The sequence below is a fragment of the Lewinella cohaerens DSM 23179 genome (genome assembly GCF_000379805.1).
Taxonomy (GTDB): Bacteria; Bacteroidota; Bacteroidia; order Chitinophagales; family Saprospiraceae; genus Lewinella; species Lewinella cohaerens.
This window is the reverse complement of the sequence record NZ_KB903536.1, coordinates 184,876-197,559: the sequence shown is the minus strand read 5'-3', so window position 1 is coordinate 197,559 and position 12,684 is coordinate 184,876. Positions and strand designations below refer to the sequence as shown.

General features: G+C 45.4%; 10 protein-coding genes. 7 read left to right on the top strand and 3 right to left on the bottom strand.

What is annotated here, in order from left to right:
* The first annotated feature begins 29 nt into the window (after positions 1-29).
* Together A3EU_RS0107380 and A3EU_RS0107375 are read left to right on the top strand one after the other, a co-directional pair.
* The gene (locus A3EU_RS0107380; protein ID WP_020535500.1) at positions 30-1,700 is read left to right on the top strand and encodes a response regulator; all 1,671 of its coding nucleotides are present in this window, start codon (positions 30-32) and stop codon (positions 1,698-1,700) included.
* A gap of 13 nt (positions 1,701-1,713) precedes the next feature.
* A complete protein-coding gene (locus tag A3EU_RS0107375; RefSeq protein WP_020535499.1) occupies positions 1,714-2,640 on the top strand; it encodes a bestrophin family protein in 927 nt (308 codons plus the stop codon).
* Positions 2,641-2,714: 74 nt separating this feature from the next.
* Here A3EU_RS0107375 and A3EU_RS0107370 read toward each other — a convergent pair whose 3' ends face one another.
* Positions 2,715-3,221 carry a GNAT family N-acetyltransferase gene (locus A3EU_RS0107370; protein ID WP_020535498.1) on the bottom strand — a complete coding sequence of 169 codons (507 nt, stop codon included), beginning with the start codon at positions 3,219-3,221 and terminating at the stop codon, positions 2,715-2,717.
* A gap of 326 nt (positions 3,222-3,547) precedes the next feature.
* Positions 3,548-3,961, bottom strand: a complete 414-nt coding sequence (locus A3EU_RS0107365) for a BrxA/BrxB family bacilliredoxin (RefSeq protein ID WP_026211273.1) — start codon at positions 3,959-3,961, stop codon at positions 3,548-3,550.
* 690 nt (positions 3,962-4,651) lie between these two features.
* Here A3EU_RS0107365 and A3EU_RS0107355 point away from each other — a divergent pair.
* From A3EU_RS0107355 to A3EU_RS0107330, 4 genes are all read left to right on the top strand, one after another.
* Entirely contained in the window at positions 4,652-5,563 is a 912-nt protein-coding gene (locus A3EU_RS0107355; RefSeq protein ID WP_020535495.1) for a DUF5777 family beta-barrel protein, read from the top strand.
* Positions 5,564-5,592: 29 nt separating this feature from the next.
* Positions 5,593-6,621, top strand: a complete 1,029-nt coding sequence (locus A3EU_RS29700; protein ID WP_020535494.1) for a hypothetical protein — start codon at positions 5,593-5,595, stop codon at positions 6,619-6,621.
* A 501-nt stretch (positions 6,622-7,122) separates the two neighbouring features.
* The gene (locus A3EU_RS0107335; RefSeq protein WP_020535491.1) at positions 7,123-8,754 is read left to right on the top strand and encodes a S26 family signal peptidase; all 1,632 of its coding nucleotides are present in this window, start codon (positions 7,123-7,125) and stop codon (positions 8,752-8,754) included.
* A 242-nt stretch (positions 8,755-8,996) separates the two neighbouring features.
* Positions 8,997-9,638 carry a DUF2202 domain-containing protein gene (locus A3EU_RS0107330; protein WP_020535490.1) on the top strand — a complete coding sequence of 214 codons (642 nt, stop codon included), beginning with the start codon at positions 8,997-8,999 and terminating at the stop codon, positions 9,636-9,638.
* Positions 9,639-9,896: 258 nt separating this feature from the next.
* Here the strand turns inward: A3EU_RS0107330 and A3EU_RS0107325 are convergent, their stop codons facing one another.
* Positions 9,897-11,765, bottom strand: a complete 1,869-nt coding sequence (locus A3EU_RS0107325) for a tetratricopeptide repeat protein (RefSeq protein ID WP_169433326.1) — start codon at positions 11,763-11,765, stop codon at positions 9,897-9,899.
* Between the two features lie 431 nt (positions 11,766-12,196).
* On the opposite strand from A3EU_RS0107325, the gene A3EU_RS0107320 reads away from it, so the two are divergent.
* On the top strand, positions 12,197-12,682 hold the full coding sequence (locus A3EU_RS0107320; RefSeq protein ID WP_020535488.1) for a T9SS type A sorting domain-containing protein: 486 nt from the start codon (positions 12,197-12,199) through the stop codon (positions 12,680-12,682).
* Positions 12,683-12,684 lie beyond the last annotated feature (2 nt).

Sequence of the window (12,684 nt, the reverse complement as noted above, 5' to 3'; positions counted from 1 at the left end):
TTGGGAACAGCACGAAAATACTAAGACTCATGGCAGATAAAAAACAACCTATCATCATTTCCGTCGATGATGATCCGCAGGTTTTGCGTTCTATAAAGCGTGATTTGAGGAATCGGTATCGACAGGATTACCGAATAATCAGTACCCAGTCGGCTAACCAAGCACTGGAAGCACTCGATGAAATGAAAAATAAAGGAGAAGAAGTAGCTCTTTTCCTATCGGATCAAAGAATGCCTGAAATGCTTGGTGTGGAATTTCTGGAAAAGGCAAAAGCTATTTTTCCGAAAGCAAAACGCGTACTTCTGACCGCGTACTCAGACACTAATGCCGCCATCAAGGCCATTAATGATGTACAGCTGGATTACTATCTGGTGAAGCCCTGGAATCCACCAGAAGAGCGCTTGTACCCAGTGTTAGATGACTTGTTGGAAGATTGGCGAAGCGCCTACAGACCAGCTTTCAGTGGTATCAAGGTCGTGGGGTATCAATATGCTCCACAGTCGCATGCGATCAAAGATTTCCTTTCAGGGCAATTACTACCTTACCGCTGGCTGGATGTGGATGTAGATATGAAAGCTTCAGAGGTTTTGTTGACCAATCAGCTAAGTGGAAAAGATTTGCCAGTAGTCATTTTGGAAGATGGCAAAGCCCTGGCTAACCCATCGGTGACAGTTCTGGCGGAGGCCTTGGGTATGCGGGTGGTCGCGGATTCTGAGCTGTATGATGTCGCTATCATTGGAGCAGGGCCAGCAGGTTTAGCTGCTGCCGTTTACGGCGGATCTGAAGGACTGAAGACCCTGCTTATTGAGCGTCGCGCGCCAGGTGGTCAGGCAGGGACGAGTTCTAGGATAGAGAATTATCTCGGCTTTCCTAGTGGACTGAGTGGCGCAGATTTGGCGCGGCGGGCCATTACGCAGGCCACTCGTTTTGGGGTAGAGTTTCTTTCCCCACAGGTGGTCAAAAATATCAAAATTGAGGGAAATTACAAGCACTTGGAAATGGGCGATGGCAAAACCATTGTCGCCAAAAGTGTTGTCCTGGCAACGGGCGTAGAATACAGGCACCTCCCGGCTGAAGGTGCAAGTCGCTTCAATGGAGCTGGGGTTTATTATGGTGCAGCAATTACGGAGGCTACGAGTTGTCGAAACAAAGAGGTCTTTGTCGTCGGTGGCGGGAATTCTGCCGGCCAGGGTGCTGTCTATCTGTCAAAATTTGCAAAAAAGGTAACCATACTCATTCGTCGGCCAGATTTATCTTCCTCGATGTCGCATTATCTCATTGAGCAAATCAACCAGATTGAAAACATAGAGGTGGTAGGGCACACAGAAATCGTAAAAGCATGTGGCGGCGAGCACTTGGAGTCATTGGTGTTACATAACCGCCAGGAGGAGAGCACCCGTGAAGTCCATGCCGATGCTTTGTTTGTGTTTATTGGCGCAAAGCCAGCTACTGATTGGTTGCCAGCTGATCTGCTGTCGGATAATAAGAAGTTTTTACTCACAGGCCGGGATTTAAGAACCAGGTCTGATTACAATGATTTTTGGAAATTAGAACGCGAACCCTTGCTGTTGGAGACTTGCCAAGCCGGTATTTTTGCGGCAGGAGACGTCCGGTCTGGCGCAATGAACAGGGTAGCTTCGGCAGTAGGGGAAGGGGCTATGGCCATCAAGTTTGTCCATGAATACTTGGCAGAAATTTAAAATTTAACGACTAATGATCCTTTATAAAACAAATCAGAACTGGCTGGGAGATGTCAGTCACTTATTCAAAAGTTGGACCATGACCCGTATTGTGCGGGCGGTGGGAATAATGGGCGTATACTCGCTGGTGGCCTGCTTGGTGATTGAAAAAATGAACTGGGGGGAATATGTGCAGCTCAATACCAGTATTTTCTCACTCCTAGGTGTTATTTTGAGTATTTTCCTGGTCTTTCGTACCAATTCCGCCTATGACCGTTGGTGGGAAGCCCGCAAGCAATGGGGCGCTTTGGTGAACAATACCCGAAACTTTGCGATCTACGTCGATAGCATGTATCCTGAAGAGGAAGAGGACACGCGACACTGGATGGCGAGCCACGTTAGTAATTTTTGCATTGCACTGGTAGATCACCTGCGGGAAGGGACAGAGCTGGATAAACTGATTTTTTTGCCCAAAGAGGAGCGTGAAGTTTACGAAAAGAAAGATCACATTCCGAATTATATTTCTCAGCAGATTTTTAAAAAGATTGCTGCTGACCACCGCGAGGGGACAATTAATGAAGGGGATTATATTAATATCAAAATCCAGCATCAGTCGTTTCTGGATATCCTGGGCGCTTGCGAGCGAATTAAGAAGACACCTATTCCTTTTTCCTACGCGGTGTATCTGAAAATTTTCATCAGTGCTTATGCCCTTTTGTTGCCTTTTGCTTTGGTGACGAGTTTTCACATGATGGCCGTGCCGCTGGCGATGTTTCTCTTTTTTGCCCTGCTGGGGGTAGAGCTGCTTGGGGAAGAAATTGAAGACCCTTTTGGCTTGGATTGCAATGATTTACCTACCGGTGATATCGCTCATACGATCAAAAAGAATGTCTTTGAAATCTTAGAGAATCGCAAACCTATAGCTACCCACGAACGGGAATTGTACGAGAAGGTGTTTTAGGGATTAAACTAATTCAAGTGCATTTTTACCACAGTATCTATGTGATGAAACTAATCCAGGCATAATGTGGAAACCTATTCTATTTCTTTTTCAAATAGCAATAAGTCCTCCGGATCATCAGGAAGGTTGAAAGTACCGGCATTGTGGAGGCCAATTTTTTTCAACAGCCGGATTGATGGCTCGTTGATGGGTAGCGTGAAGGCGAGCACCTTCTTTATACCCAATTTTTGTTGCGCATAATTCATCACGGCCTGAGCCGCTTCCAATGCATAGCCTTTGCCGGTGTATTGGGGAAGCAAAGCAAAGCCAATGTCGGGATCATCGAGAAAATCGCGATGGGCCATGCCGCAAGTGCCAATGACGGCCTGATCCTCAACACGTACAACGGCATAGAAGCCAAAATTGTATTTCTGATAATTGGGGATGTTCCTTTCGGTTATGTACTTTTTGGCATCTTCGATATTGTGTACATTACGGTCGCCGATGTAGGTAAGCCAGCCGGGGGAGTTGAGCAGCTCCAGCATAAAGGGGGCGTCATCGGTGGTGAGTTCCCGCAGGATTAATCGGGGTGTTTGAATCATGGTCGATTTTTTTTGAACCACCAAAGGGCAAATTCATGAATTTGCCTTTATGAATAGGCCTTTCATGAATTTGCCCTATTTTCATGAATTAGCGAATCCATCCACCTAAACAGTCATTTTCGCGTAGGCCTTTAGGCCGGAGCGCGGTGCCCGGAGGGCGCAAGGACGAGCTGGTGAAGTGGTAGTGCGTAGCGCAGCAAGCACTAAGAACGGAACAAGCGGTAGCGCGCGCAGCGCCGCTGCGGCCCCAAAGAAAAAAGGCAAAAAAAATCCGAAGATAGTAGGAATACTACCCTCGGATTTTAAGCTTACGAAGCTGTATTAATCTAACAATAACGATCAAAAGCCATTTTGAGGTTCTGAGCGATAATCTCAGCGGAACGGCCCTCGATGTGGTGTCTTTCGAGGAAGTGTACGAGCTTGCCATCTTTGAACAGCGCGATCGCTGGCGAAGAAGGAGGGTAGGGCAGCAGGTGTTCGCGTGCTTTGGCAGTAGCAGCGTTATCTACACCGGCAAACACGGTAACCATGTTGTCGGGAGCCTTGTCATTTTGGGCAGCCATTTTGGCGCCTGGCCGAGCATTGGCGGCAGCACAACCGCAAACAGAGTTTACAACCAGTAAGGTAGTACCGGGAGTCTTACTCAATGCGTTATCAACATCTTCCGCCGTTGACAGACTCTGAAAACCAAAATTGGTCAAGTCTTGAGCCATTGGGGTAGTTAATTCTACTGGATACATATTTGATAAAGATTTTGTAGTTACAAATTTAAAATAGTCTGTGGTTACGGACAAAAAAAAATCCAAAAACCGCAACATATTCTGTGATTAAGCAGTATTAGTGGATTAAACACCACTAGTGCAGAGAAAGTAATCCAGCGGATAAAAAATTTGCTGTCTTTACCTTTTCTTTGTGTCCACTTGAAAACGAAATTGACAAATGAACTGCTGATACTACAATTGGTGGCTTCATTTAGTTGAGTAAACCGGAATACTATTATGAAAATCTCTGAAAATACAGTGATTTGCCGACAGTCTTGGTGTATTGTACTTTTGTTAGCTGTGTTCTGGCTNGGGAGTTGCGCTTCTGATCAGTTGCCGGAACCTATCATGGCTGATTGCGGAGTAGAAGAACCTACTTATACCGTTGACATAAAGGAAATCATCGACGCAAGTTGTGCGTATAGTGGTTGCCACCTGGACAGTTCGCCGGGGCGTTTTGATAGCTACAGTGGGCTGTTGCCTTATTTGCAGGACAATACCTTCCGGCAGCGTGTACTTATTCAGCGGGGAGATCCTACAACGGGTATGCCTCCCAATTTTGCGCCGAGTAGCCGCCCAATCAATCTTACATCAGAAGAACTAACTATTATCGAATGCTGGCTGGACGCTGGTTTTCCCGAATAAGAATATACCCGAAAAGATAACACGATGACACAGAACGGAACAATGGGCCCCCTCTTTATTTTGGCTTTTATGATCCTGTTGGGGAATACCCCTCTTACGGCCCAGGATCAAGTTTACCGCACGTTTAAAGACTCGCGCGTAGTGAATATCCATTCGCCAGAGACCTTGCCCAAAGGTCGGTTGGATATTAGAATCAGCCACCGGTTTGGTGATATTGGCGGCGATAATGGTGGTTTTGCTACTTTTTATGGCCTGGAGACTGCTAGTGATGTAAGTATTGGTGGCGAATATGGTGTTACGGATGGCCTGACGGTGGGCCTCTATCGTTCTAAAGGTGCGGGTGTTTCCGTTGAAGGCTTTCCTGGCTTGCGCCAATTGCTGAATGGTGTAGGAAAACTACGCCTTACAAAACAAGAAGAAAATGGAGGAGCTCCGCTTTCTGCTACAGTGATGGGTATGGTTTCTCTTTCCACCCAGGAAAAACTGGAAGGGGCAGGTAATGAAGCTTCGATAGCAAGCTTCCCGAATTTTAATCACCGGATAGCTTCTCACATTCAATTGATACTGGCAAGGAAATTTAGTGACGGCTTCTCTTTGCAGGTGAGTCCCGGTTATACACACCGCAACCTGGTTCCTTTTGAAGATAAAAACGGGATGTTTAGCATCAGTACTGGTGGGCGTGTGCAGGTGACGCGCACGTTTGGCCTATTGGCCGATGCCGTGTTTCCTTTGATTGATAGCCGCAAGAGTGGAACGGGCTACTTTCCAGCCATTGGCGTAGGTTTTGAGTTTGAAACCAGTGGCCATATTTTTCAGGTCAACCTTACCAATGCAACAGCCTTGATGGAGACCGACTTTATTCCTTATACGACTACCGACTGGACGGAAGGCCAGTTTCGGTTGGGATTCACGATCTCTCGTTGGTTTAATCTTTAGTACGGCAACCCCAAAAACTAGCTTGACTTATGCGCAGCCTTATAATCTTTCTCACGCCACTACTTCTTCTAAGCTTGTTGGCTGGTTTTCAGCCCCAGGATAAGCCCATTGAGATCAGTTCGGATACTTCAGTCGCTGAAGTACTGGATGCCTTGGGCGCAGCTCCTGCGGAGCACCGTGTCAACATGGATGTAGGCGATATTTCTGCGGAGATTGGAAGGCAGTTGGTACACGAGGGCTTCGTTCCTTACCCTGACGGTGACGGCAAAACCCGGCGGCAGAGCAAGCATTTTGTGTGTACGTCTTGCCATAATACGGTGAAAGAAGACCCCGATTTACGCTATGCCGACCCGGAAGCTCGCTTGGCTTACGTCGCCGAGAATAACATCCCCTTCCTTCCTGGCACCACCTTGTATGGTGTGGTAAATCGGAAGACTTACTACAATGGTGATTACGAAAAAAAATACGGTGACCTGGTGCGTCCTGCTCGCAACGATCTGCGTGGAGCAATAGCTTTGTGCGCTACCGAATGTGCCCAAGGGCGCGAGCTGGAAGACTGGGAGATGGAGTCTATCCTGGCCTACTTGTGGACCATAGATTTGAAAATGGGTGATTTGTCATTGCCCGCCAAAAGTCTTTCGTCAATAGAGGCTGCAACAATGGGCAAGGGAGATAAGAAAGCCGCTGCCGCCTTACTGAATTCTTATTTTATGGATCACTCTCCGGCTACCTTCCTTGTTCCTCCTACCGACCGTGTAGCGGGCTACGGAGAAGAAGGCGATCCCATGAATGGTGCCCTTGTTTACGAGCAAAGTTGTCTGCACTGCCACAGCGAACGCCGCTATTCTTTCTTCAATCTGGATGAGAGTACGTATAGTTTTAATTTTCTTGAAAAGCATTTCCCCACGTATTCCCGTTATTCGTCTTATCAGGTGTTGCGCTACGGTACGAGCCCCTCACCGGGCAAACGCGCCTACATGCCCCACTATACCCAAGAGCGCATGAGCAACCAACAAGTAGAAGATTTACGGGCTTTTGTAAGCAAAGGCATGAATTGATTTTGGGCCGTGCCATTATTAGCGTTGCTTCGCAGCCGCCAATACGGCACCAGGCTATCCGCTCTTTCCGCTCCTTAGGGGCGGAACCGCTTCTATCCTTCGTCCAGCCCCCTCCGGGGCCCGCGCTCCGGCCTAAAGGCCTGCGCGTCCATTGCTGTTTTAGGTGAGTGGGGCGTTAATGGCGCGAGCGTTAAATTCGTGAATTTAACTTATTGAATACCCCGTTCAACGTAGATGAAATCTACGTCGGTACGCTCCTCTTATATGCCCTTGTAATCTCTTATATGGTTCAAAAAAAGCATCCTTTGGTGTCTTTGGTGGTTCAAATTTCTATCTTTGCCTTTTGATTTTTTGCAACGAGTACTGTAATAAACAACTTACGGTCGCTACTAATGCAAAAAGCTGGCGCAAAAGAAAGGCAGATTCATGAATTTGCCTTTCTTTTGCCCTTCGATAATAACTTACAGCTTAAAAAGCTGCAAATAGAAAAATAACAACCATATGTCTTGGTTTGCCTGGATGATGATCATTGGTTACGTGCTCCTGAGTGTGAGCTTGTACAAAGTATTTGAGAAAGCCGGTGAGGCTGGCTGGANAGGGCTGGTGCCTGGGCTCAATTTTGTGGTTTGGAGCAAGCTGGTCGGTCGCCCTGCCTGGTGGGCAGTGTGGATGTTGGTGCCAATTGTGAATGTATTCATTTATTCCGGTTTAGCGGTAGATATGGTTCGCTCTTTCGGGAAGTACCGGTTTTTGGATAGCTTCCTGGCAGTGGTCGCAGCGCCTTTTTACTTCTTTTTCCTTGGTACACGACCAGAAGAGAAGTACCTCGGGCCAACTATTCCTGCCGAGAAAGCTTACGCCACTAAATTGGCCGAAGCACAAGAGAAAGGTAGCAAGCGCCAGTACGAAAAGTTGATGCGCGAGAATCCCTATAAAAAAGGACAAAGCCGCGAATGGGCGGAAGCCATTATTTTTGCGGTTTTTGCGGCAGCACTGATTCGTTTATTCCTGATTGAGGCTTACGTAATTCCTACCTCTTCGATGGAAGGTTCCTTAATGGTAGGTGATTTCCTTTTTGTGAGCAAAGCACATTACGGTATCCGTACGCCTAAGACGGTGGCGATGATCCCGCTGTTGCACAATGTTGTTCCCAAGTTTGGCGGCGAATCATACTGGGAAAAGCCCAGCCTGAAGCCAGTACGCTTACCAGCACTGGAAGAGATTGAACACAACTCTCCTGTGGTTTTCAATTTACCGGCCGGTGATAGTGTCTACATTTTCCCCGACCGCACCTGGACGGTAGATGATGTGCGCTATGGCATGGTTAGAGATGCTAACCCCCGTTATGACCAGATCATTAAGTCTGGTGCTAAAGATTTAGTAACGCGCCCCTTGGATAAGCGCGATCACTACATCAAGCGGTGTGTCGGTTTGCCAGGGGATACCCTTCAGGTTATCGACCGGCAGGTGCATATTAATGGGAAGCCAGCAGAGAACCCTACCAATATGCAGTTTCTGTATGTCGTTACTTTCCCTTCGCCTACCATCAATGAGCAACCTTTCGCTGATTGGGGGATCTCAGAAGAAGACAATATCCGCGATGAGCGTGCTCCTAATGTTCGATACATCTTTATGTCAGCCGAACAAAAAGCGAACGTTCAGGGCATGGACCCTAATATCAAAATTGAGAATTACCAGTTTCCTACCGACGCTAGCCGTGGCTACAACCCTGATCGGCTATACCCACACGATAGCAAAAACTATGGCCCTTGGACGGTAGATAACTATGGTCCGATTTGGATACCTAAGAAAGGCGTAACCGTTCCGATCAATATGCAGAACATCAATATGTTTCGCCGGATTATTGGGGTGTACGAAGAGAACGATTTGTCATTTGCCAATGGTCAGATCCTGATCAATGGAGAGCCTGCTACCGAGTATACTTTCAAAATGAACTACTACTGGATGATGGGTGACAACCGCCACAACTCTGAAGATAGTAGAGTATGGGGCTTTGTACCCGATGACCACATTGTGGGCAAGCCACTCTTCATCTGGTTCAGCTTGAAAGAAGGCAGCATCGCCAAAGGTGTCAACTGGAGCCGCGTGTTTAGTAGCGCGGACAAGCGATAAGCTGGCGTTGACCTAGAGGTTATATATATTTTGGTGTCGGCGAAGCGTCTCGTATTGGAATACGGTACGCTTCGCGCTTTTAAATAAAAGGCATAGGAGGGAGCGTTTTCCTGTGAATTTCGTCAATTAATGCTCCCCAAAACGTCATCGTCAATAATACTGAATAGTGTAACAAACATCACAGAAATTAGAATTAACAACCTATATTTTTGAACTGTATAACCGATTAAAAATATAGGAAAATGAAAAAGATCATAATTATCACTTTTGCTTTAGCCTTAGCACTTTTCAGTTGTAAGGATGAAGAAGCAACCGTCCAGCCATACAATATTACTTCACAAATAAACAACCTCCCTCAAGAGGCCTTAAATTCAGATGAAATAGAGAGCCTCTTTATAATGAGGGAGGAGGAGAAACTGGCTCACGATGTATATACTACGCTTTATAATAAATGGGGAGTAAATATTTTTCAAAATATTGCTGCCAGTGAATTGAAACATACGAATGCAGTTTTAACGCTATTGACCAAGTATGATTTAGCCGATCCGGTAGACAACAATGTCATTGGTGTTTTTAGTAATCCGATAATACAGGACTTATACGACCAATTGGTTTCCCAAGGAAATGTCAGCACATTAGAAGCCTTTAAAGTTGGTGCGACAATTGAAGATTTAGATATCTTCGATCTAAATAATTGGATGATCAAAGTCGATAATGAAGACATCAGTCTTGTGTATGCCAACTTAACTAAAGGTAGTAGAAATCACATGAGGTCGTTTTACAGCCAAATAATTTCCAGTGGAGGAACATACACCGCACAATATCTGAGCCAGGCAGAATTAGATGCTATCATCAATAGTCCAATGGAAACTGGAGCTTGGTAAGGAATTTCTGTTCATTTCTACGAGTTTTCTCCGTCCTATTTAACGTGAGTCATCCCAAATTTTGGCTAAGGCCAAAATCCAGCCTGACTTTAACTTAGAAAGAGTCATTAAATACCCTGAAAAGAGTGATTTATCTGATTATTTGTAGTAACTCCCATGACTTCACTAATAGAAATCATGGGGGTTGTTCTTTAACTATAGGTTTTACAGTTGGTCATCCCGGATTTTGATGACAATCAAAATTCGGGATGACTCATGTTAAGCTACCTGCCGGATAAACGAAGTCAGGTCCTGCCCTTGTTCCAGGTTGAGTTTCTTGCGTAGGCGATGGCGAGCCGTCTTCACACTGGTCGGTTCGATATTAAGAACGGAAGCGGTTTCCTTGATGTTGAGGTTCAATTTGATGAGAGAGCAGAGCTTCAATTCTGTGCCCGTCAAGTCTTTGTTTATTTTCGCCAGATTTTGATAAAAGTTCTGATTGGTTTGTTCAAAATACAACTTGAAGGTATCCCAGTCTTCATCAGACTGGATGTTGAAATCAATACGACGAACCAGCGAACGTAAAGCCTTTTTGTTTTGAGCATCCGCAGTAACGCCTACCAGATCGGTAATTCCTCGCTTGAGCTCTTGTAGCACCTTGTTTTTTTGCACCATGTGTAGCGCGTGCGAGGTCAGTTGCTTGGTTTTGTAAGTTAGTTCTTGGTCTAGTTCTTTCTTTTCTTGCTCATGCATTTTTTGTTTGAGCGCAAATAGTTGCTGCTCTTTCCGCCTACGATAGAAGACACCAATAATACCTAATACAAAGAGGATCGCCAAGCTAACCAAGCCTATGATCAGTGCTCTGGCTTTGGATTGTGCTAAACTAGACTGTAGTTCCAAACTTTTGATGCGCAATGCTTTTTTCTCTGTCTCATACTTGGTTTCTAGGGTAGCAATTTCTTTTTGTACCGATTCTCCTTTCGTTTCCTCTATCAGTGCCGTCAGTTTCTCAAAGTAGAAAAGCGCTTGAGCGGGTTGTTCGTTTTGCTTGTAATAGCGGTATATGCTCTCTAAGATGGCCTCCTCTTTGAAGGCCAGTTCTATTTCTTCGCTAATGTCATAAGCGATTAAAAAATAGTGAATAGCGGAGTCTTGCTGCTCATTCATTTGGTGATAAATTCCCAGGTTTTTAGCATTTTCAGCAATGCCTGGTAGCCATTGACTTTGCAAGTTGATACGACGAGAAGTATGATAATGCGAAAAGGCTTTCTGCCATTCTTGTTTATCTCGATAGATATTTCCCAGGTTGTTATTAGAAATAGCAACACCCTGCTGATCACCAACTTCTTCAAATAACTGGAGGCTTTCCAGGAAGCAGAATTCGGCACTATCAAGTTGAGTCTTTTCTTGATGGTAAATTGAACCTATGGAGTTTAAGAGGTCGCCATACTGGATGGGCAAGCTGTCACGGGAAGTGAGCTCAAGGGCCTTTTTTAGATAATTGATGGCTTTTGTAGGCGCCTCCATATCCAGAAACAAGTCGCCAATCTGGGCAGCTGTAATGCTTTGGCCATTTATATCTTTCGACTGCTCAAAAAGCTTTTCCGCTTTGATAAAGTAGCGTAAGGCTTCATCATATTGGGTGCTTTGCTGATAAATTCGGCCCAGGTTAGAATAGGTTGCTGCGATACCTACCGAGTCTTTCATCGTTTGGTAAACTTCTAATGCTTTTTGGTTGCTTTCTGTAGCCTTCGCAAAGTTTCCCTGATGATTGTAGCCAATACCTTGCATTTTTAAAGAGAAGGCGTGCATTTTATTCAGGGTTAGGCGTGCGCCTATTTTTTCTGCTGCTTTAGCGTGTACCAATAACGAATCCATTTGCCTAAGATGATAAAAGCTGGTGCTTAAACGCGAATGACTTACCCCCACCAAGCTGTCATCAGCTACTTCCTGAGAAAGCCTAAGCGCCTCATAACTGTATAGTAGGGCCGTGTCTAAATTGATGTTTTGGTACAAAATAACCAGTTGGTGAAGCGCACCAATCTGTTGTTGTTTATCCTCGGATTTTAATTGAGCTTTCCATTCTGCGGTGGTCTGGGCAGATAGGGGAGAAGGCACCAAAAAAAATACAATCAATAACGTACTCAAAAAACGAATAAATAGCATAGGTAATCAAGAGCTGGTAAGGAGGATGAAACTAAGAGCATGTTTAGGACTTGTTCCTGCTGCGAATTAAGGCTTTACGAACCTGACTTCGCTGCGAAATACTCATTTAGCCCGCTAAACTCGAATTTTGCAGCTTCGCCAAAACCCTAATTCCTTGATTCTCGCTACGAAACCGTCCAAAGCAAGCTCTAACAATGCGAAAATAAATATTTATTAGGACACCTCCAGACGCTTAAATAGGAGGTAATTGGCTTGTTGGGGTCCGTGTGTTGATAATCAGGTGTTTATGGTCGTAAATGCACCGTAAACTTACCTGTTGTATACCTCTGTTTAAAGGGTAGCTTACCTTTTGACACCCCTCTTTTTTCGCCTTTAGTGATGCGATGCCCGTAATCTTGTTCAAAATCAATTTTATGAGAAGCATCTGTATTATCCTATTACTCATTTGTTGGAATGCCTTCCTTTCGGGGCAATCGATAGAGCCGGCCACTTTGATAAGTGGAGCCAATTACTATTCCCTGAGTGTACAAGGCGTGTCCCTGCATTCCAGTTTTGGAGAGCTGGCTACGGAAACAATTTCTGCCGAAAACCAACATTTGTCTCAAGGTTTTTTGCAAACCTATTTTGACCTGGTACCCACCGCAGAGGTGGAGGAGAATTCATTGACGGTTAGTGTAGGTCCTAATCCTTTTACCAACCAATTTACCATTACCAAAGATCAGGAAAAACCCTTAGAGGCTTTTCTCTATGATCTCTACGGTCGGCAGGTACAGCAGCTTACTTTGAACAACTTGCGTACGACCGTCGATCTACATGACCTCCCCGCAGGAGCTTATTTCCTGATCGTAGAACAGGATGGTCAAGCGGTATTTGAAACCACCAAACTCATCAAGCTTTAATA